Origin of the sequence: Variovorax sp. OK605, assembly GCF_900115445.1 — a bacterium.
In the GTDB taxonomy this organism is placed as follows: Bacteria; Pseudomonadota; Gammaproteobacteria; order Burkholderiales; family Burkholderiaceae_C; genus Variovorax.
The window spans coordinates 289,264-309,816 of the sequence record NZ_FOWL01000004.1 but is presented as its reverse complement, the minus strand read 5'-3'; the positions used below and the strand labels follow the sequence as shown (position 1 = coordinate 309,816).

The 20,553-nt window shown below is 68.9% G+C and carries 13 protein-coding genes; 3 read left to right on the top strand and 10 right to left on the bottom strand.

From position 1 onward, the window contains the following. Positions 1-93: 93 nt before the first annotated feature. The 8 genes from BM013_RS12915 to BM013_RS12880 all read right to left on the bottom strand — a co-directional run bounded on the left by BM013_RS12915 (position 94) and on the right by BM013_RS12880 (position 12,295). Entirely contained in the window at positions 94-1,299 is a 1,206-nt protein-coding gene (locus BM013_RS12915; protein ID WP_093127473.1) for an ABC transporter substrate-binding protein, read from the bottom strand. 174 nt (positions 1,300-1,473) lie between these two features. Then, positions 1,474-1,713 carry a F0F1 ATP synthase subunit C gene (atpE, locus tag BM013_RS12910; protein ID WP_012745530.1) on the bottom strand — a complete coding sequence of 80 codons (240 nt, stop codon included), beginning with the start codon at positions 1,711-1,713 and terminating at the stop codon, positions 1,474-1,476. Positions 1,714-1,897: 184 nt separating this feature from the next. After that, on the bottom strand, positions 1,898-6,601 hold the full coding sequence (locus BM013_RS12905) for a LamG-like jellyroll fold domain-containing protein (protein WP_093127469.1): 4,704 nt from the start codon (positions 6,599-6,601) through the stop codon (positions 1,898-1,900). Positions 6,602-6,786: 185 nt separating this feature from the next. Continuing rightward, the gene (locus BM013_RS12900) at positions 6,787-7,644 is read right to left on the bottom strand and encodes a class I fructose-bisphosphate aldolase (RefSeq protein WP_093127466.1); all 858 of its coding nucleotides are present in this window, start codon (positions 7,642-7,644) and stop codon (positions 6,787-6,789) included. Positions 7,645-7,681: 37 nt separating this feature from the next. After that, positions 7,682-8,686 (bottom strand): aldo/keto reductase, encoded by a 1,005-nt coding sequence (locus BM013_RS12895; RefSeq protein ID WP_256221486.1) that lies wholly within the window; start codon positions 8,684-8,686, stop codon positions 7,682-7,684. After that, positions 8,683-9,711: an ABC transporter permease gene (locus BM013_RS12890; RefSeq protein WP_093127463.1), complete on the bottom strand. Its 1,029-nt coding sequence runs from the start codon at positions 9,709-9,711 to the stop codon at positions 8,683-8,685. Before BM013_RS12890 ends, BM013_RS12895 begins: the two co-directional genes overlap by 4 nt. Further along, positions 9,708-11,219 (bottom strand): sugar ABC transporter ATP-binding protein, encoded by a 1,512-nt coding sequence (locus tag BM013_RS12885; protein WP_093127461.1) that lies wholly within the window; start codon positions 11,217-11,219, stop codon positions 9,708-9,710. The genes BM013_RS12890 and BM013_RS12885 overlap by 4 nt, the downstream gene beginning before the upstream one ends. 14 nt (positions 11,220-11,233) lie before the next feature. Continuing rightward, positions 11,234-12,295 carry a substrate-binding domain-containing protein gene (locus tag BM013_RS12880; protein ID WP_093127458.1) on the bottom strand — a complete coding sequence of 354 codons (1,062 nt, stop codon included), beginning with the start codon at positions 12,293-12,295 and terminating at the stop codon, positions 11,234-11,236. Positions 12,296-12,475: 180 nt separating this feature from the next. On the opposite strand from BM013_RS12880, the gene BM013_RS12875 reads away from it, so the two are divergent. Genes BM013_RS12875 through BM013_RS12865 form a run of 3 tightly spaced genes read left to right on the top strand, consistent with a single transcriptional unit; the run spans position 12,476 to position 16,480 of the window. Then, positions 12,476-13,963 carry an FGGY family carbohydrate kinase gene (locus BM013_RS12875; protein WP_093127456.1) on the top strand — a complete coding sequence of 496 codons (1,488 nt, stop codon included), beginning with the start codon at positions 12,476-12,478 and terminating at the stop codon, positions 13,961-13,963. After that, positions 13,960-15,723, top strand: a complete 1,764-nt coding sequence (locus BM013_RS12870; RefSeq protein WP_093127454.1) for a glycerol-3-phosphate dehydrogenase/oxidase — start codon at positions 13,960-13,962, stop codon at positions 15,721-15,723. The genes BM013_RS12875 and BM013_RS12870 overlap by 4 nt, the downstream gene beginning before the upstream one ends. A gap of 1 nt (position 15,724) precedes the next feature. Continuing rightward, positions 15,725-16,480: a GntR family transcriptional regulator gene (locus tag BM013_RS12865; protein ID WP_093127451.1), complete on the top strand. Its 756-nt coding sequence runs from the start codon at positions 15,725-15,727 to the stop codon at positions 16,478-16,480. 39 nt (positions 16,481-16,519) lie between these two features. Here BM013_RS12865 and BM013_RS12860 read toward each other — a convergent pair whose 3' ends face one another. Together BM013_RS12860 and uvrA are read right to left on the bottom strand one after the other, a co-directional pair. Next, positions 16,520-17,410, bottom strand: coding sequence for a DMT family transporter (locus tag BM013_RS12860; RefSeq protein WP_093127449.1), 891 nt, complete (start codon positions 17,408-17,410; stop codon positions 16,520-16,522). A 2-nt stretch (positions 17,411-17,412) separates the two neighbouring features. After that, positions 17,413-20,553, bottom strand: coding sequence for an excinuclease ABC subunit UvrA (gene uvrA / locus BM013_RS12855; RefSeq protein WP_093127446.1), 3,141 nt, complete (start codon positions 20,551-20,553; stop codon positions 17,413-17,415).

Genomic DNA, 20,553 nt, shown 5'->3' with positions numbered 1-20,553 from the left:
CACCGAGGAACCGGCTTTGCCGGGCCTCGGGTGTTGCCCCCGGCAGGGGGAAGGAGAAGCGACATGCAGTGCCGCGGAGCCTGGGGGCGAGCCTTACTTCAGCGGGCACTTTTCGGCGTAGGAGTCGCCGTAGTTGGTCAGCACCGTGTTGATCAGCTTGTTCGTGACCTTGCCCTGCGCGTCCTTGCCGATCACGCGCAGGTAGAAGTTCTCGATGGGGTAATGGTTGTTCGCGTACTTGAAGTTGCCGCGCGTCGAGGCGTAGTTGGCCTTCTTCAGCGCGGCCACCACGGCCTCGCGGTTCTGCGCGTTGCCGCCCGATTGCTTCACGGCCGCATCCATCGCGAGGATCGCGTCGTAGGCCTGCGCCGCGTACACCGACGGGTAGCGGCCGTTGTATTCCTTGCGGAACGCGGCCACGAAGGACTTGTTGGCCGCGTTGTCCAGGTCGTGCGCCCAGTGCGAGGTGTTGAACAGGCCGAGCATCGGGTCGCCCACGGCGCCGATCACGTCCTCGTCGGCCGAGAAGCCGCTGGTCACCAGCGTGATGTCCTTCGACAGGCCCGCGCCCACGAACTGCTTGATGAAGTTGATGCCCATCGCGCCGGGCAGGAAGAAGTAGATCGAGTCGGGCTTGGACGCGCGCAGTTGCGCGAGCTCGGCGGCGTAGTCGATCTGGCCGAGCTTGGTGTAGAGCTCGTCGGCCACCTGGCCCTTGAACTGGCGCTTGAAACCGCCCAGCGCGTCCTTGCCGGCCGGGTAGTTGGGGGCGATCAGCACGATCTTCTTGAACGCGCGGTCTTGCGCGAACTTGCCGGCGGCCTCGTGGAACTGGTCGTTCTGGTAGGCGGTGCCGAAGAAATAGGCATTGCACTGCGCGCCGGCGAACTGGCTCGGGCCGGCGTTGGCCGACAGGTACGGCACCTTGGCGTTGAACAGCGTGGGGCCCACGGCCAGCGCCACGTTGGAGCCGATGGGGCCGCTGAAGATGTCGATCTTGTCGCGCTGGATCATGCGGTCGACCAGCTGCTTGGCCTGGTCGGGGCTGCCGGCCATGTCGGCCTGCACGAACTCGACGTCCTGCCCGCCGAGCTTGCCGCCCAGCTGCTTGATGCCCAGCGCGAAGCCGTCGCGCGCCTCGGCGCCCAGCGCGGCGAATGGCCCTGAAATATCGAGGGCCAAGCCCACCTTGACCGGTGCGGCCACGGCCGACACCGCGGTACCGAGGGCCGCGCCGCACAGCAGCAGCGAGAGCAGGGTGCGCGGCAGCGCGGGCGACTTCGGGGACAGGTGGCTCATGGGTTCTCCGGCAGGGAAGGATGAAACGAAGCGCCGGCCCCGCTCCATGCGGCACCGGCGACATCGAACCGTTGATAGCTAAATACTTTAACCATAAACAATTCGGTGTCAACGGTGCTAGCACGAATGGTGCCAGTGCAAGGTGTCACTTCGTGGTGCCGAAGCCGGCTGCTGTCAGCCGAAAGGATTGGCCGTCGCGAACCACAGGCCGATGCCGGTGGCGATGATGAATGCGCCGTCGGTCACGCCCGCCACCAGGAAGAACTTGGTCTGCAGCGTGTCGACCAGCTCGGGCTGGCGCGCGGTGCTCTCCAGGAACTTCTGGCCGACCAGGCCGATGCCGAGGCAGGAGCCGAGGGCCGCGACGCCGATCAGCAAGGCGACTGCGAGGGGAAGGATGTTGAAGCCGGTCATGGTGTTTTCTCCTGGTTGGTTGATGGGTCGATGGAGGTACTTTCCCAAATGCGGTGCATGCGGTCCATGACGTGGGAGGTCATGGGGCGCGCGCAGCGCGGACGAAAAAAAGCCGCCCGTGGGAACGGGCGGCTTTCGGGCGGCTCTCTGGCGGCTTTGGGCGGCTTTTAACGGATGCCGGCCGTCAGGGCAGCTGCGCCCAGTTCTGGTTGTTGCCGCCGTTGCAGGTCCAGGTGATGAGCGCCGTGTCCTGCGTGGTCGAGCTGTTCGGCACGTCCAGGCACGAGCCCGAGGCTCGGTTCTTCAGCGCGCCGCCCACCACGCTCCACTGCGTCGTGTTGCCCGCCGAGCAGGCCACCTGCACCACCGGCGCGTTGGTGGTCGCCGTGCCGTTCTGCGCCAGGCACAGCCCGCTGTGCTCGGCCACGAACTGCACGTAGCCGCCGAGGATCGGCGTCACCGTGAACTTCTCGTGGCTCGCGGTGCCGCAAGGCCACTGCACCGCGGTCGTGCCGCTCGCCGTGGCGCCGCCCTTGATGTTCACGCACATGCCGCTGAGCTCGGAGCGCAGGCGCGCGACGAACGGCGGCGCCGTGTCCAGCGAGCGCACGTACTCGCGCAGCGCCACCACGTCCGCGGGCGGCAGGCCGTTGGCGTTGCCGTGGCCGCTGTTGAGCACGTCCTGCAGCGTGGCTGCCTGGCCGTTGTGGAAGAACGAGGTCGCGTTCCACGTGCCCGACAGCGTCGGCGTGTCGAAGCCCACGCCCGCCAGCGGCTGGTTGCTGCCCTTGCCCGACGAGAGCTGGATCGTGCCCACGTCGTGCCGCAGCCCGTCGCGCAGGGTGCCGCCGGTGTGGCAGGTGGCGCACTGCGCCGTGCCGAACACGGTCTGCCCGCGCACCGCCTCCACGCTGAGGTTGCCGTCCGCGGCGCGTGCCGGGCTGCGCATGTACTTGTTCAGCGAGGTCAGGTAGGCGGCCAGATCGTCCAGCTGCGCGTTCTTGCCGGCCTTGGGCGCGCCCAGCGGATCGGCGGTGGCCGTGAAGTCGGCGTTGCTCAGGAAGCCGGTGCCGCCGAACTCGTTGCGGATGTCGTTCTCGAAGTCCTGCACCTCGTCGAAGTTGGCCGTCCAGTGCAGCTTGCCGTGGCTGGTGCCGCGCCGCCCCTGCAGGCTGATGGTGCGGCGCAGGCCTTCGCCGCGCTGGGTGAAGTCCCACACCATGCCGTCGTCGCCGCCGTCCGCGTGGCAGCTTGCGCAGGACAGGTAGTTGTCCTTGCTCATGCGCCGGTCGGAGGCGTTGTAGAACACCTGCTTGCCGCGCAGCGCCGCCGCGGCCATGGGCTCGGTGGCCACCGTCTGCACGTTCTGCAGGAAGGTGGCGGCGTTGGTCTCGGCCGTGAGCACCGCCGCCACGTCGTGCACCGTGACCGAGCGCGCCAGGAAGTTGTTGACGAACAGCCGCTTGCGCGCCGCGTCCAGGTACAGCCCGTGCGGCGCGCTGCTGGCGTTGATCTCGCCGCGCACCGAGCGGGTGTAGGTGTCGACGATCGCCACGCGGTTGCCCTCCATCTGCGCCACGAAGATGTAGTCGCCCGCCGGAGAGAACAGCGCCGCACGCGCCGGCGCCCGGTCGTCGAAGTCGATCTGCTCGCCGAAGTTCTCGCTGGCCTGCTGCAGGTCGACCTGCGACAGGATGGAGCGCACCGTCTGGTCGTGCACCAGGTCCTTGTTGTCGCGGAATCGCCCGCGCACGATGTTGTCCTTCTTCGAAGGCAGCACGGCGCGCGTGCCGTCGGGCGAGATCACCACCTGGCTGAGGTAGTTGGCCACGCCGCGCGCGCGGCTCTCGGTGTCCACGGTGGTGGTGTCCACCGGCAGCGCGATGGTGCCGATGGCGCCCAGGCTCTGCAGGTTCACCTTGTGCAGCTGCCCGCCGGTCATCTTCGACTTGAAGCGCGTCACGTAGGCCACCTGCGAGTCGGCGCTCACCGCGATGCCGCGCACGTCGCCCTGCAGCGTGACCGTGCCGGTGGCGTTGCCGTTGGCCGGGTTGAAGCTCATCAGCGCCGACTTGCTCTCCAGCGTGAGCAGGCCCTTGCTGCCGTCGGGCGTGAAGACCACGCCGTAGGGGCCGCTGCCGTAGGCCAGCGACACGCTCGCCGAGATCGCGCCGTCGGCCGCGTTCAGCGCCACCAGCTTATCCTCGCCGTGCACCGACACCCAGATGCGGCCGTCGGGTCCCACGGCCAGCGTCTTGGGCTCGTCGCCCACGCGCGTCTCCCAGCGCTTGGCCAGGGTCTGCGCGTCGATGGCGGCCACCGTGCCGCTGTCGGGGTTGACCGAGTACACCGAGTTGGCGTCGCCCGCGATGTTGGTGGTGTGCGTGGGCGCGGTGGCCGTGACCGGCGCGATGACGGTCACGTTGTAGGTGTGGTAGGTCTCGCGCCCGCTCGCGTCCTTCACCGTCAGCGTCACGGTGTAGTGGCCGGGGCTGGTGTAGGTGTAGGTGTAGTTGGGCTGGTTCGAGAAGGCCGTCTGCGTGCCGTTGCCGAAGTTCCAGCGGAACTGCGCGCCGCCGCTGCCCAGCGTGGCCGGGTTGAACACCAGCTGGCCGTTGACGACCTTCGGGCCGCCGCCGATGCCGGGGTCGCCGATGATGGCCTGCCCGCGCAGCGTGGCCACTTCGCTGTCGGTGAGCACGCGGCCGTACACGCGCACCTCCGCCAGCGCGCCCTTGAAGAGCGCCGCGTTGCCCTGGATCTGGCCCAGCACGCTGAACTTGTTCGCAAGGCCCTTGTTGCCGGTGAGCCCGGCGGAGGCGGTCTTCACGCCGTCGACGTACACGGTCTGCGCGCCGGAGGCCGCATCGCGCGTCAGCACCACGTGGTGCCACGTGCCGTCGTTCACCACCGCGGTGGAGGTGGTGCCGGCCTCGTTGCCCACCGACAGCTTGATGCGCCCGCTGCCGTCGATCCAGCCCCAGAACACGTCGTCCGTGCCGCTGGCCTGGTCGCGCCCGAAGATGCCGGGCGCGGTCCACGAGTTGGCGCCGCCCGCCTGCGTGGTCTTCATGTAGAAGCTCAGCGAGGCGGTGCCGGCGAGCACGGTGGCCACCGAATCGTTCTTCAGCGGCACGCCCGCGGTGCGGTTGGCGAAGTTCAGGCCGATGCTCTCGAACGCGTCCGAGCCCGGCGTGCCGCTGTTGTTGCCGATCTGGTCGGTGAGGTTGCCCGCCAGCGTCCAGTAGTGCATCAGGTTGATGTCGGTCGCGTTGCCGGTGTTGAAGGTCGACCGGTAGTCCGCGGCAATGGCATTGCCCGCATAGTCCTTGACGCCGTTGGCGGGCAGGAACACCTCGTAGCTGGTGCCGGGCGACAGCGGCAGGTCGGGCGAGAAGTTGACGATGCCCAGCTGCACGCTGTAGGTGCCGGCCAGCGTGTTGCCGCCCACCGGGCGCACGATGAAGGTGTTGGCGTTCACGCTCTCGGGCCGGATGTTGTCGGTCATGCCCAGGCCGATGCGCGATGTCAGCGCCTGCTGCCTGGCGCCGTTGGCCGGCGAGACCTGCTTGACCTCGGGCTTGGTGATGTCGGGGTCCACCGCATGCACCACGAAGCCGCTGCCCGAGCCGTGGTCGTTGCCCACGAAGACCAGGTTGCCGAACATCGCGACCTGGCCGTTGTCGGAGTGCGTGAAGTTCGGGTCGTCCTCGCGCAGGATGCTGCCGCGGCCCACCTCCACGTGGTTCAGCGGATTGCTCACGTCGACCTTGTGGATGCGCGTCTGCGCGCCCTGGATCACGTAGTTGTCCTGCGTGGCGCAGTACAGCTGCTCGTCGATGACCAGCCGGTTGTCCTGCGCGACGAAGTGCGTGCGGTCGCTCAGGTCGTAGCTGTACATCTTGGCGCCGCTGTTGCGGGCCGAGGCGTGCAGGTTCTTGCCGTCGAAGCAGGTGGCGTAATAGAACGGCGTGGTGCCGACGATGGCGTCGAGCACCTTGGGGTTCAGCGGGTCGGAGATGTCCAGGCTGGAGAAGCCGCCGTTGCTTTCCATCGCGGTCAGCACCATGGTGTTGCCCATGGTGAAGATCGGACCGACGCGGAAGTTGCCGAGCTCGCCCGTGGGCACCGGGTTGGGCTTGCCCGCACCGCGGTTGGCGACCACGGCGTTGGCCGGGTCGCGCGCATCGACGATGAAGATGCCGCGGCCCGCCGATGCCACGTACAGGTAGGGCGCCTGCCACCAGAGCTGCCAGCTCACGTCTTCGTAGTCGCCGCCGTTGACGCCGGGCAGCGCCAGCTTCTTGACCTGCTTGATGTCGTTGACGTCGGTGAAGTCCCAGAACTCGACGCCGTTGATGCTGGGCAGCACCACGTACGTCTTGCCGCCGATCTTCGCGGTGCCGAAGGAGTGCGTTTCGCGGAACTCCTTGGTGCGGGCCTCGGGTTCGTAGATCTTCTTGACCAGCTGGATCTGGCGCGGGTTCGACACGTCGTACAGCAGGAAGCCGCCCGGGCCGAGGCCGCTGTCGGGTGCGAACGAGGTGAGGAAGTAGCCGTTGATCATGATGCCGGCGTTCATGCCGTAGTCCTTGCGGCCCGGGTACGTGGCCGGCACCTCGCGCGACTCGTAGGCGCTGCTGTGCGCCGGATCGAGCGGGTGCGCCGGGCTGGTGATCATCGACACCGGCTTGAACAGCTCCGCCGAGGTGTAGGTGAGGTTGCCCAGGCCCGGCCCCTGCAGGGGCCGCGGGTCGGCCACGGCCGCCGAGACCGCCGAAGCCATGTTGTTGAGGGTCGTCATCGGACTGACCCCCGTGATCGCCGCGTGCGTCAGCAATGTGACGAACGGCACCATCAACGCCGTCAGGAAATACCGGATCTTCATCGTCGCCTCCAGGTTGTTGTGCAAGGTTCACTTGTCAAAGCGAGCGCGCAGGGCGCACCCCGGCCGGCGGCGAATCCGCCGCCGGCCGTACAGCCTTTCCCACCTCTCCTACTTCTCCCACCTCTTTTTTTTAACGGCGCCAGATCGCCGTTTCGGCCGCGTCAGCTGCTTCGGCTCGCGCCAGCTCACTTCTTCTTCGTGCCGCCCGACTCGTAGATGTCCCACGCCTCCTTGGCGCTCGCGCCGCGGTGGATCATGGCCATCAGCGCGTCCACCACCGCCGAGGGGTTGGCGTGCTGGTACACGTTGCGTCCGTACACCATGCCCACCGCGCCCTGGTCCATGAGCACGCGCGAGCGCGCGAACACCTGCTGCAGGTCTTCGCGCCCGCCGCCGCGCACGAGCACGGGGCAGCGCGCGGCCTGCACCACGCGGTGGAACTCGGCGGGGTCGGTGGTGGGGTCGGCCTTGACGATGTCGGCGCCCATCTCGCGCGCCAGGCGCACGAGCGTGACGATCTTCTCGGCGTCGCCGTCGACCATGTAGCCGCCCTGCTCGCTGTGCGGGCGCATCACCAGCGGCTCGATCATCAGCGGCATGCCGTAGCGGTCGCAGTCGGCGCGCACGCGCGCGATGTTCTGCACGCACTGGCGAAACAGGTCGGGCTCGTTCGGCAGCATGAACAGGTTCACCACCACGCAGGCGGCGTCGCGCTGCACGGCCGGCAGCACCGGGTCGTGCTCGTTCTGCAGCAGCGCCCACATCACGCGGTGCGCGGTGGCGTTGTAGGGGTTGCCCATGTCGATGCGCTGCACCAGCGCCGGCTTGTCGCGGCCCGGGCGGTCCTGCAGCAGGTCGGCCTGGCCGTAGTTCAGCTGCAGGGCGTCGGGGCTCGCGGCCACCAGCTTCTCGACGATCGCGGGCATGTCTTCCAGGCCGTTGAGGAACGAGGGCTCGTTGCACACGCCGTGGTCCAGCGCGATGTCCAGGCAGCGCCCGTTGTTCAGCAGCCGGTTCAGGCGTGCGGTCTTGTCCTTCGACATACGAAAGAAATCCTTGTGTTGAAAGTGAAGGGGTCGTTCAGGCCAGCGCGTGCAGGTGCTGGCCCGCGGCCGCGTCGATGAGGGCCAGTGCGTCGTCGCGCAGGTGCACCGCGCCGGCGGCCGCGTTCTCGACGGCCTGCTTGCTCACGCGCGCGCCGCACAGCGCCACCGAGACGCTGCCGCGCGCCAGCGTCCACGCGATCATGAGTTGGCCGAACGAGCATTCGAGGTGCTGGCGCAGCGGCTCCAGTTCCTCGAAGAAGGCCTTGAGCTTCGCGCGGTTCTGCGTGCTGAAGCGCGCGTTGGCGGCGCGCTGGTCGTCGCCGGTGAACTGGCGCTCGGGGTCGATGGGGCCGGCCAGCAGGCCCAGCGCCAGCGACGAGTAGCCCAGCACCGCCACGTTGTGCTCGGTGCACAGCGGCGCCAGCGTCTGCTCGATCTCGCGGTCGATCAGGCTGTAGCGCTCCTGCGCCGCATCGACCGGGCCGCAGCGCAGGTACTCGGCCAGCGTCTCGGGGCTCACGTTGCTCACGCCGATGGCGCGGATCTTTCCCTGCTTCTTGAGCTCGAGCAGCGTGCCCATCGTTTCCTCGACCGGCGTGGTGCTGTCCTGCCAGTGCGTGATGTACAGGTCGATGTAGTCGGTCTGCAGGCGCCTGAGGCTTTCTTCCGCCTCATGAATGATCGACTCGCGGCCCAGGTAGCGGTACACCGGATGGCCGTCTTCTTCAAAGAAGTGCGTTCCCTCCTGCGTGTGCCACACCAGGCCGCACTTGGTGGCGATCACCGCCTCGTGGCGGCGGCCCTTCAGCGCGGTGCCGACGATGCTTTCCGAACGCCCGAGCCCGTAGGCCGGCGCGGTGTCGATCAGGGTCACGCCGGCATCCAGCGAGGCCTGGATCGCCAGCACGGCGGCGGCGTTGTCCCCGCCGCCCCACATCCAGCCGCCCATGGCCCAGGTGCCCAGGCCGATGGCCGAGCATTCGATGCCCGAGGGGCCGAGCGTGGTCTTCTTCATCGATGCCTTGTTGCTGTTGCTCATCGCTTGGTCTTTCTCGTGTTCATGAGGTGGTCGATGGTCACGGCCGCGAGCAGGATCAGGCCCTTGATCACGTCCTGCCAGTAAGGCGACACGTCCAGCAGGATCAGCGAGCTGGTCACCACCGACAGCAGCGCCAGGCCCAGCACCGCGCCCAGCACCGTGCCCGAGCCGCCCTTGAGGCTGGCGCCGCCGATCACCGCGGCGGCGATCACGTTGAGTTCCATGCCCATGCCGAAGGTGGGCGTGGCGGCGCCGAAGCGCGCGGTGTAGATCACGCCCGCCAGGCCCGCCGAGGCCGCGCACAGCACCGTGACCCAGAACTTCACATGGCCCACGCGGATGCCCGAGTACAGCGCGGCCTTCTCGTTGCTGCCGGTGTAGAACACGCGGCGCAGCAAGGTGGAGCGGCGCAGCACGAAGTCGCTGACCACCACGATCGCCAGGAAGATCAGGATCACCGCCGGAACGCCGAACAGCGTGCCCTGGCCGATGAACTTGAACTCGGCCGGCAGCGAGAACAGCGACTGAGGCGTGCCCTGCGTGAGCGCCAGGCACAGCCCGCGCACGATGACCATGAAGGCCAGCGAGGCGATGAAGTGGTTCAGCCCGATGCGCGTGACGCAGCCGCCGATCATCGCGCCGATGCCCGCGCTCGCGGCAATGGCAATGAGCCCGGCCGTCCACGGGTCGAAGCCCATGAGGAAGAGCTTGCCCGTCACCACCATCGCGAAGCACACCACCGAGCCCACCGACAGGTCGATGCCGCCAACGATCAGCAGGATCGTCATGCCCACCACCACGATGCCCTCGATGGAGAACGACAGCAGCATCGCGCGCACGTTGTCCCAGGTGAGGAAGTAGGGCGAGGCGAAGCTCATGGCCACGCACATCACCGCGATGATGAGCAGCAGGCCCATCTCGCGCATGCTGGTGAGCTTGCCGGAAGGTTTCGCGGGGCCGCCGCCTTGCTGTCGTGGCGGCAGGCCTGCGGTGGCCCCCGCGTCGAGTTGTGCCGGGTAGTTCATGCTGTTTCCTGTTCGCAAAGTCCCGAGGCCAGCCGCAGCAGCGCCTCTTCCGTCATGTCTTCGTCTTGCACTTCGCCGGCGAGCCGGCCGTCGCGGATCACCAGCGCGCGGTCGCACAGCCCGATGATCTCGGGCAGCTCCGAGGAGATCACGATCACGCCCACGCCCTGGCCGGCCAGTTCGCGCAGGATGTGATGGATTTCCGACTTGGCGCCCACGTCCACGCCGCGCGTGGGCTCGTCCATCAGCAGCACCGAGGGGTGCGTGGCCAGCAGCTTGGCGATGGCCACCTTCTGCTGGTTGCCGCCCGACAGGCTGGCCACGTCGATGTCCACGCCGTCGGACTTGAGCCTGAGCTTGGCGCCCAGCTCCACCGCCAGCTTGTGCTCGGCCGCGCGCTGCAGCAGGCCGAAGCGCGAGCTCACGCGCTTCAGCGCCATCGAGGCGATGTTCTGCGCAATGGGCAGGTCCAGGTACACGCCGGCCGCCTTGCGGTCTTCGCTGAGGTAGGCGATGCCTTCGCGCAGCGCGTCGCTGTACTTGCGGATGGCCAGCGGCCTGCCGCGCAGCCGCACGCTGCCGCGCGTGGCGGCGCGCAGGCCGCACACGGTCTCGGCCAGCTCGCTGCGCCCGGCGCCCATCAGGCCCGCGATGCCGAGGATCTCGCCGCGCCTGAGCGTGAACGACACGCCGTGCACGCGCTCGCCGTCGGCGATGTCGCTCACTTCGAGCACGGGCTCGCCGTGGGCTGCGTCGTCCTGCTTCGGCGGGTAGTAGTTGCCCAGGTCGCGCCCGACCATGCGGCGCACCAGGCCGTCGGCGTCGAGTTCGGCCAGCGGGCCGCTGTGCACGTTGCGCCCGTCGCGCAGCACCGTCACGCGGGTGCAGTGCGCAAAGATCTCGGCCATGCGGTGGCTGATGTAGATGATGCCGATGCCCTGCGCCTGCAGGTCGTGCAGCACCTTGAAGAGCGCGGCCGATTCGTTGTCGGTGAGCGCGGCGGTGGGCTCGTCGAGGATCAGCACCTTGCAGTCGAGCGTGAGCGCCTTGGCGATCTCGATGAGCTGCTGCGTGGAAATGCTCAGGTCCTTCACCAGGCACGCCGGGTCGACGTCCTGCCCCAGCCGCTGCAGCACCTTCGCGGCGCGCTCGTTCAGGCTGGCGTAGTTCATCCATGCGTGCTTGCCGGCGTTGATCTCCGGCATGAAGATGTTCTCGGCCACGGTGGCGTCGCCGCACAGGGCGATTTCCTGGTGCACCAGGCCGATGCCCAGGCGCATGGCCTGGGCCGGTCCGTCGATGGCCACCGTGCGGCCGTCGAGCGAGATCTCGCCCTCGTCCGGCTGGTGGATGCCGTCGATGATGTTCATCAGCGTGGACTTGCCCGCGCCGTTCTCGCCGCACAGCGCGTGGATCTCGCCGCGCTCGAGCGAGAAGTCCACGCCCGTGAGCGCGCGCGAAGCGCCGAAGCGCTTGCTGATGCCACGCAACTGGAGCAGGGGGCTCATTGCGTCTTGCTCACTCACTCGCCGATTCCCTTGGTGCCGCGGCGCGCGAGGTACTTGTCCCAGTAGAAGTCGTCGGCGTTGGCCTTGCTGACCACCGACAGGCCGTTGTCCAGGAAGGGCACGGCCATCGGGTTGGTGGCGTTGCGCTTGGCGTCGTTCATCGGGTCGATGAGCGTGGGGTTCTTCGCCAGGAACAGCATCATCATGCCCATGTAGCCCTGCATGCCCTGGTTGGGGTTGATGGAGCCGAACACGTCGCCCGACTTGATCATGTCCAGGATCTTGGCGTTCACGTCGCAGCACATCACCTTGATGTTCTTCTTGGTCTCCACCTTGGCCTGCGCCGCGCCCAGCGCCGAGTTGGCCTCGGGCATGAACAGCGCGCCCAGGTTCGGGTTGGCCTGCGCCAGGCTCAGCACCGCCTGGTAGGCCTTGTTCGGGTCCTGGTTGCTGGCGGCGCGGCCGACCAGCTTCATGCCCGGGTGCTTGGCCTTCATGCGGTTCACGAAGGCGGCGATGCGGCGGTCGTGGTTGTCCTGGCCGGGGTTCTCCAGCACGGCGTATTCGCCCTTGCCGTTGAGCGAGGCGGCGATGGCGTCGGCCGCCTGCGTGCCTTCGCGGTCGTTGTCGGAGGTGACGAACGAGGTGCGCCTGGAGTTCGGCGAGTCGGCCGCGAAGGTGACCACCGGGATGCCCATGGCCGCCGCGCGGTTGATGGGCTCGATGAACGGGTCGGGGTTCATCGGGTGCAGCAGGATGCCCGCGGGCTTGCGCGCCAGTTCCTGCTCGAACGACGCGAGCTGCTTGTTCACGTCGTACTCGGGCGTGCCCGAGTAGCGGGTGCGAACGCCCAGCGTGCGGCCGAGCTGCTTCATCATTTCGTAGACCGGAAACCAGTACTCCACGCCCGACACCATCACGTTCATCACGTAGACGTCGCTCGGGTTGCCGCGCAGGCCGCCGCCGGCGGCTCCTGCCGCACCTGCTGCAGGGGCCGCGGCCTGCTGCGCCAATGCGCTCGCGCCCGCCAGGCCGATGCCGGCTGCCGCGGCGGACTTCAGGAAATTACGCCTCATTTTTTGTCTCCTCACGTTGAGTGGCACAGCTTGCGATGCTGCTTTTCAAGGCAGCCCTTTGATCCTCGGTGTCACGACAGTTGTTATGACAGGCTAGAATGTACGCGTTGCCTGTTTGACGGGATAACTAGGGGAAACGCTACTGGCAAGGTGCTTTTATTCAGTCGAAGCTGTTATGACATGAAGCCAAACATACTGATCGGCATCGACATGGGGTCGAGCAGCCTGAAAGCCCTGGCCCTCGAGGCCGGGAGCGGCCGGGCTGTCGCCTTGTCACGAATGCCACTGCCGCACGACCGGCTGCCCGGGGGCGGGTGCGAGGTGGGCGCGGGGGCCATCCGCGCCGCCCTGACCCACGTGCTGCGCGACGTCGCCCACCAGCTCGGCGCCCGCGTGGCCGAGGTCCGCGCCATCGGCTGCACGGGCCACGGCGCGGGGCTCTACGCGCTCGATGCGCGCAACGAGCTCGTGGGCGGGAAGGCCATCGCCTCGACCGACCAGCGGGCCGACGCGCGGGCGCGCTCGCTGGGCCTGAGCCACGGCGACGCACTGTTCGCGGACGTCGGCTGCAGGCCGTGGCCGGGGCAGCCCACCGTGATCGCGGCCGAGCTGCTGGGCACCGACGCCGTGCAGCGCGGCGCGGTGCGCCGGCTGCTGTTCGCCAAGGACTACCTCGGCTTTCTGCTGACCGGCGAGATCGCCACCGACGCCAGCGACGCGAGCACCGCGGGGCTGGTGTCGATCGCATCGGGCACGTGGTCGCAGGCGGCCTTCGACGCCTCGGGCATCGCCGACCTGGGCCCGCGCGCTTTCGGCCCGCTGGTGCCGAGCGGCGAGGCGATCGGGCGGCTGCAGCCCAAGGAGGCCGCGCTGTGCGGATTGCCCGCCGGCATTCCGGTGGCAATGGGCGCCATCGACCTGCTGGCGTCCATGACCGCCATCTGCGCCGAAGGGCGAGGGCGCGCCGTGTCGGTGTTCGGCACGTGGTGCGTGAACGCGGTGATCGGCCCGGTGCTCGAGCCCAAGCCCGGCGTGGCGGCGGTGGTGAATTTCGGCCGCGCGGACAAGCGGCTCTACATGGAGAACAGCCCGTCGTCGATGGCCAACATCGCGTGGCTGGCCGGCGTGTTCGGGCTGCCCGATGCGCGCGCCGTGGTCGACCTGGCGATGTCGGTGCCGCTGGGCGCCGGCGGCCTGCGCTTCCTGCCGTTCGTGAATGGCGGCGGTGGCGTCACGGCGGGCTTCGTCGGCCTGAAGAGCCACCACACGCGCGGCGACATGGCGCGCGCGGTGGTCGACGCGGTGGCGGCATTGCATGCGCGCCACACGGCACGGCTGGCCGCCTGCGGCCTGCCCGTGTCGGCCTCGACCGTGCTCGGCGGCGGCGCCAGCGACACGCGCCTCGTGCGCCTGCTGGCCGGCCTGCTCGGCCACCCGGTCGAGCGCTGTGCCGACGACGAGACCGGCGCGCGCGGCGCCGCGCTCTACGCGGCCATGTCGCAAGGCATCGACCGCGCCGGACAAGGCAGCGCCTTGCTCGCGCCCTGCGACACGGTCGAACCCGACGCCGCGCAGGCGCGCGCCCATGCCGACTTCAACGCCGGCTTCAACGAACTGATCGACACCATGTCTCCTGTGTTTTCCCATCTGGCGGGGGGCGTGCGATGAGCGCCTGGCAACTGCCCTTCGTGCGGCCGGCTGCGTTGGCCGACCGCCATTTCTCCACCGTGATCGTCGGTGCCGGCATCAACGGCGTCGGCGTGTTCCGCGACCTGTCGCTGCAGCGCGTGGACTGCCTCATCGTCGACAAGGGCGACTTCAGCGCGGGCGCCAGCAGCGCGCCGTCGCGCATGATCCACGGCGGCCTGCGCTACCTGGAGAACGGCAGCTTCTCGCTGGTGGCCGAGGCCACGCGCGAGCGCAACCTGCTGCTGCGCAACGCGCCGCACCTGGTGCAGCCGCTGAAGACGGTGGTGCCGCTGTCGAGCTTCTTCGGCGGGCTGATGAGCAGCGCGCTCAAGTTCTTCGGCCGCACGCCGCCGCAACGCACGCGCGGCCTGCTGGCCGTGGCCGCGGGCCTGCGGCTGTACGACCTGCTGGGCCGGCGCCAGCGCGTGATGCCCAACCACCGCATCAGCCGCGTGCCGGCCGCCGACCGCGGCCTGTTCCGCGCCGCCGTGCGCTGGACCGCCACCTTCTTCGACGCGTGGATCAGCCACCCCGAGTGGCTCGTCCTCGAGCTCATCGGCGACGCCTGCCGCGACCAGCCGCGCTCGGCCGCGGCCAACTACTGCCGCGTGATGGGCTGCGCGGGCAACATCCTCACGCTGCGCGACGAGCTCACCGGCGCGCTGGTGCGCGTGACGGCCGACACCGTGGTGAACGCCAGCGGCGCGTGGCTGGACCGCAGCACGGCCGTGCTGGGCGGCGCGGGCTCGCGCGTGATGGGCACCAAGGGCTCGCACCTGGTGCTCGACCACCCCGCGCTGCGCGACGCGCTGGAAGGCCGCATGGCGTACTTCGAGGCGGTCGACGGGCGCGTGTGCATCGTCTACCCTTTTCTCGACCGCGTGCTGGTGGGCTCCACCGACATTCCGGTGGACGACCCCGACCAGATCGGCACCGAGCCGGCCGAGGTCGACTACCTGCTCGAGGTGCTGGGCGAGGTGTTCCCGAACCTGTCGTTCGGCCGTGGCGACGTGGTCTACACCTACGTCGGCGTGCGCCCGCTCGCGCGCTCCGACGCCGACAAGCCGGGGCAGATCTCGCGCGACCATTCGGTGGTGCTCGATGCGCCGAACGCCACGCGCGACATTCCCATCGTGGGCCTGGTCGGCGGCAAGTGGACGACCTTTCGCGCGCTGGCCGAGGAAGCCACTGACGAGGTGCTGCGGCAACTGGGCCGCCCGCGCACCGCGTCGACCGAGTCGATCCCCATCGGCGGCGGCGCGGAGCTGCCGGCCGACGCGCAGGCGGTGGAGCGCTTCGTCGACCGCATGGTGGCGTCCTCGGGCGTGGACCGCGCGCGGGCGCACACGCTGCTGCGCCGCTACGGCTCCAAGGCGATGCCGCTGGCGCAGCGCCTGGGTGCTTCGGGCGACGTGCCGCTGCGGCATGCGAGCGACTACTCGGCCGCCGAGCTGTCCTACCTGTGCCTGGAGACCGGCGTGGTGCACCTGGACGACCTCGTGATCCGCCGCACGCTGCTGGCGATCCGCGGCCTCGTCACCGACGCCGCGCTCGCCGAGATGGCGGGCATCGCGGCCGAGGCGCTGGGCTGGGACGCGGCGCAGGCCCACAGGGAACTGCAGGCCTGTGCGAGCGCCTTGCGCGAGCGCCATGGCGTGCGCCTCTCGCCGGTGGCGGCCGATGCGCCCGCACCTTTCGATGCATCATTGACGACCCGCTCGGCCATCGGCCAGTCCTAAAGTGAACCCTCCGAACGATATTTCGACCGTGCTCGACCGGAGCTCCGAATCCCCCCTGTGGGCCCAGTTCCGCGACGCCCTGCGCCTGCAGATCCTGCAGGGCGCGTTGCCCATCGGCGCCAAGCTGCCGTCCGAGGCCGAGCTCGGCGAGCAGTTCGGCATCTCGCGCATCGTGGTGCGCGAGGCGCTGGCCGACCTGGTGCGCAACAACCTCATCTACAAGATCAAGGGCCGCGGCGCCTTCGTGTCGGCGCGCGAGCGCGACGAAGATTTCGTCTCCACCGTGCTGGGCTTTTCCGACGAGATGGAGCGCAAGGGCCGCTCGGTGCGCACGCAGATCCTCACGCAGGAGCTGCGCCTGCCCACCGAGCAGGAAGCCGCGTCGCTCGGCCTGACCGACGACACCCAGGTGGTGGCGCTCAAGCGCCTGCGCAGCGTGGACGGCGAGCTGCGCCTGCTGGTGGAAACCGTGGTGCCCGCCGACCTCGCGCCGGGGCTGCACCGCACGCGGCTGGACGACCGCTCGCTGTACGACGTGCTGCGTCGCCAGTACGGCCTGCGGCTGGTGCGCGCCGAGCGCTGGATCGATGCCGTGCTGCCCGACGCCGACACCTGCCAGCTGCTCAACCTGCCGCACCCCGAGCCGCTGCTGCGCATCGAGTCGATCGCCTACGGCGCCAACGGCCGGCCGCTGGAGCACTACCGCGCGCTGCACCGCTGCAAGACCAGCCGCCTGCACGTGCAGACGACGACCTGAGGCAAATGAAGCAACTGAAGCAGTTGAAGGCCTGAAGGCTCAGGCTTTCGCCGCGGCGCGCGAAGGCCACAGCACCGAGGCGATGGCGACCACCATCAGCGCCACTGCCACGCCGTCCTGCCAGTGCACGACTTCGCCGAGCCACACGGCGCCGCTGAACACGCCGAGCACGGGAATGAACATCACGCTCAGCGTCGAGGCGATCGGCGGCAGGCCGCGCGCCAGGTAGAACCACGCGGCGTGCGCGAAGCCGAAGATCAGCACCGCGTTGTAGCCGATCGATCCCCATGTCACGCGGTTCGGCCAGTAGAGCTGGTCGCGCTCGAACAGCAGCGACAGCACCGTCATCACCACGGCCGTGAGCGCCGTCATCCAGAACGACAGCGCGAGCGTGGGCAGCCCGATGCGCGTGTGGCGCAGCAGCTGCGTGCCCAGCGCCCAGGTGGCGGCCGCCACCAGCGCGAGCGCCACGTAGCCCGGGCGGCCCGCGAAGTCGGTGAGCTCGTGCCACAGCAGCAGCCCCACGCCGAGCGCGCAGGCCCCCACGCCCAGCCACGCGCGCCGCGTGAGCGCGGCCGAGAACAGCAGCGCGCCGATGACCGCGGAGAACACCGGCATCGTGTAGCCCAGGATCGCCGCGCGCCCGCCCGACAGCGCCTTCACCGCCAGGATGATGCAGGCGTGCCACACGAACATGTTGGTGGCGCCCAGCCACATCAGCTCGGGCCACGCGCTGCGCGGCACGCGAAACGGCACCTTGAGCCACACCAGCGCAAGCGCCAGCACCGGAAGGCCCAGCCAGATCGAGATCGCGCGGAATCCGAGCGGCGGATAGTCGGCCACGCCGAGCTTCATCACGGGCCAGTTGAAGCCCCAGACGAGCGTCAACAGCACGAGCAGGACAAGCTGGCGCGGCGTGAAAGAAGGCATGGCTACAGCAACCGCTTCAGGTACCGCCCCGTGTGGCTCGCCTCGTTCGCCGCGATGTCTTCCGGCGTGCCTTCGCCCACCACCGTGCCGCCGCCCGCGCCACCTTCGGGGCCCATGTCGATGAGCCAGTCGGCGGTCTTGATGACGTCCAGGTTGTGCTCGATCACGACGATGGTGTTGCCCGCGTCGCGCAGCTGGTGCAGCACCTTCAGCAGCAGCTCGATGTCGGCAAAGTGCAGGCCGGTGGTCGGCTCGTCGAGGATGTACAGCGTGCGGCCGGTGTCGCGCTTGCTGAGCTCCAGCGCGAGCTTCACGCGCTGCGCCTCGCCGCCCGACAGCGTGGTGGCCGACTGGCCGAGCTTGATGTAGCTCAGGCCCACGTCGAGCAGCGTGCGCAGCTTGCGCTCGATGGTCGGCACGGCCTTCAGGAACTCGTGCGCGGTCTCGACCGTCATCTCCAGCACCTGCGCGATGTTCTTGCCCTTGTAGAGCACCTCGAGCGTCTCGCGGTTGTAGCGCTGGCCGTGGCAGACCTCGCAGGGCACGTACACGTCGGGCAGGAAGTGCATCTCGACCTTCACCACGCCGTCGCCCTGGCAGGCCTCGCAGCGCCCGCCCGCCACGTTGAAGCTGAAGCGCCCCGGCCCGTAGCCGCGCTCGCGCGCGGTGTTGGTCTCGGCCATCAGCTCGCGGATGGGCGTGAACAGGCCGGTGTAGGTGGCCGGGTTGCTGCGCGGCGTGCGGCCGATGGGGCTCTGGTCGACGTTGATGACCTTGTCGAAGTACTCGATGCCTTCCACCGACTCGTGCGCGGCCGGCTCGTCGTGCGCGCGGTACAGCGTGCGCGCCACGGCGGTGTAGAGGGTGTCGTTCACCAGCGTCGACTTGCCCGAGCCCGACACGCCGGTCACGCAGGTCAGCAGGCCGACCGGGAAGGCCACGCTCACGTTCTTCAGGTTGTTGCCGGTGGCACCGACCACGCGGATCTCCTGCAGGTCGGTCTGCGTGGCCAGATGCGCGGCCTCGCGCGCGGCGCGGCGTTCGGCGGCGGGGCTTGGCGGGAAGCGCGAGGCCTTCTTGCCTTCGTTGAACGCGGGCTTGCTCACCACCGGCAGCCATGCGGTGCGCCGTCTGGGCACTTCGATCTTGCGCGTGCCCGAGAGGTACTGGCCGGTGAGCGAGTCGGGGTTGGCCGACACCTCGGCGTAGGTGCCCTGCGCCATCACGCGCCCGCCGTGCACGCCGGCGCCGGGGCCCATGTCGATCACATGGTCGGCGGCGTGGATCATGTCCTCGTCGTGCTCGACCACGATCACGCTGTTGCCGATGTCGCGCAGGTGTTTCAGCGTGCCGATCAGGCGGTCGTTGTCGCGCTGGTGCAGGCCGATGCTGGGCTCGTCGAGCACGTACATCACGCCCGTGAGGCCCGAGCCGATCTGCGAGGCCAGGCGGATGCGCTGCGCCTCGCCGCCCGACAGCGTCTCGGCGCTGCGGTCCAGGCTCAGGTAGTTCAGGCCCACGTCGTTCAGGAATTTCAGGCGCAGGCCGATCTCGCGCACCACCTTGTCGGCGATGTCGGCCTTGGCGCCGCGCAGCTGGAGTTTCTGGAACCAGGCCAGCGAGTCGCGCAGCGTGAGGTGGCTCAACTCGAAGATGGCCATGCGCGGCGGCTCGCTGCCGTCGACGGGGCGGCTCGACTCGTCGACCAGGAACACGTTGCGCGCCTCGGGCCGCAGCCGCGAGCCGCCGCAGTCGGGGCAGGGCTGCAGGTTGCGAAAGCGCGCGAGGTCTTCGCGCACCATGACCGAGTCGGTCTCGCGGTAGCGCCGCGCCATGTTCGGGATGATCCCCTCGAAGGGGTGCTTCTTCGTGAGCTTCTTGCCCGCGAAGTTGCCCGACTCCATGACGTAGTTGAACTTGATCTCTTCCGCGGCCGAGCCGTTCAGCAGCACCTGCTGCACCGACGCCGGCAGCGATTCGAAGGGCGCGTCGACGTCGAACTTGTAGTGCTTCGCGACGCTCTCGATCATGCTGAAGTAGTAGCCGTTGCGGCGGTCCCAGCCCTTGATGGCGCCGCTGGCCAGCGACAGCGACGGAAACGCCACCACGCGCGCCGGGTCGAACACCTCGCGGTGGCCGAGGCCGTCGCAGCTGGGGCAGGCGCCCACGGGCGAGTTGAACGAGAACAGGCGCGGCTCGAGCTCCGACAGCGAGTAGTGGCAGATCGGGCAGGAGAACTTGGCGTTGAACAGGTGTTCCTTGTCCGGAGCGCCCGCAGCGCCATCGGCGCTGCCCTCCGGCTTCGTGCCGAGTTCGAGCGCAATGGCGCGGCCCTCGGCCAGGCGCAGCGCGGCCTCGAAGCTCTCGGCCAGGCGCTGCTGCATGTCGGCGCGCGCGCGCAGGCGGTCGATGACCACGTCGATGTCGTGCTTCTCGGTCTTCTTGAGCTTGGGCAGGTCGTTGTATTCGTAGGTCTGCCCGTCGACGCGAAAGCGCACGTAGCCGGCGGCCTGCATCTCGGCGAAGAGCTCGAGGAACTCGCCCTTCTTCTCGCGCGCCACCGGCGCCAGGATCATCAGGCGCGGCTCGCCGGGCAGCGCCAGCGTGGCGTCGACCATCTGCGAGACCGTCTGCGCCTGCAGCGGCAGGTGGTGCTCGGGGCAGTAGGGCGTGCCGGCGCGCGCGTACAGCAGGCGCAGGTAGTCGTGGATCTCGGTCACCGTGCCCACGGTGGAGCGCGGGTTGTGGCTGGTGGCCTTCTGCTCGATGCTGATGGCGGGCGACAGGCCCTCGATCACGTCGACGTCGGGCTTGTCCATGAGCTGCAGGAACTGCCGCGCATAGGCCGACAGGCTTTCCACGTAGCGGCGCTGCCCCTCGGCATACAGCGTGTCGAAGGCCAGGCTCGACTTGCCCGAGCCCGACAGGCCGGTGATCACCACCAGCTTGTTGCGCGGAATGTCGAGGTCGACGTTCTTCAGGTTGTGGGTGCGCGCACCGCGGATGCTGATGCGCTGCTGCGCCAGCACCGCGCCGAGGTAAGCGTCGCGTTCGCGGTCCGCCTGGTCCTCGCGGGCTGCTGCAGCGGCTTTTTCAATGGATTTTGAATTCAAGGGGGCGATCGTCCGAGGGCAACCGGACAT

Excerpts from the sequence above, each read along its gene's own strand:
- BM013_RS12885 (WP_093127461.1), bottom strand. The coding sequence starts at position 11,219 with ATGAGCCCCCTGCTCCAGTTGCGTGGCATCAGCAAGCGCTTCGGCGCT.
- BM013_RS12880 (WP_093127458.1), bottom strand. The coding sequence starts at position 12,295 with ATGAGGCGTAATTTCCTGAAGTCCGCCGCGGCAGCCGGCATCGGCCTG.
- BM013_RS12915 (WP_093127473.1), bottom strand. The coding sequence starts at position 1,299 with ATGAGCCACCTGTCCCCGAAGTCGCCCGCGCTGCCGCGCACCCTGCTC.
- BM013_RS12900 (WP_093127466.1), bottom strand. The coding sequence starts at position 7,644 with ATGTCGAAGGACAAGACCGCACGCCTGAACCGGCTGCTGAACAACGGG.
- BM013_RS12860 (WP_093127449.1), bottom strand. The coding sequence starts at position 17,410 with ATGCCTTCTTTCACGCCGCGCCAGCTTGTCCTGCTCGTGCTGTTGACG.
- BM013_RS12870 (WP_093127454.1), top strand. The coding sequence starts at position 13,960 with ATGAGCGCCTGGCAACTGCCCTTCGTGCGGCCGGCTGCGTTGGCCGAC.
- BM013_RS12875 (WP_093127456.1), top strand. The coding sequence starts at position 12,476 with ATGAAGCCAAACATACTGATCGGCATCGACATGGGGTCGAGCAGCCTG.
- BM013_RS12890 (WP_093127463.1), bottom strand. The coding sequence starts at position 9,711 with ATGAACTACCCGGCACAACTCGACGCGGGGGCCACCGCAGGCCTGCCG.
- uvrA (WP_093127446.1), bottom strand. The coding sequence starts at position 20,553 with ATGTCCGGTTGCCCTCGGACGATCGCCCCCTTGAATTCAAAATCCATT.
- BM013_RS12905 (WP_093127469.1), bottom strand. The coding sequence starts at position 6,601 with ATGAAGATCCGGTATTTCCTGACGGCGTTGATGGTGCCGTTCGTCACA.
- BM013_RS12895 (WP_256221486.1), bottom strand. The coding sequence starts at position 8,686 with ATGAGCAACAGCAACAAGGCATCGATGAAGAAGACCACGCTCGGCCCC.
- atpE (WP_012745530.1), bottom strand. The coding sequence starts at position 1,713 with ATGACCGGCTTCAACATCCTTCCCCTCGCAGTCGCCTTGCTGATCGGC.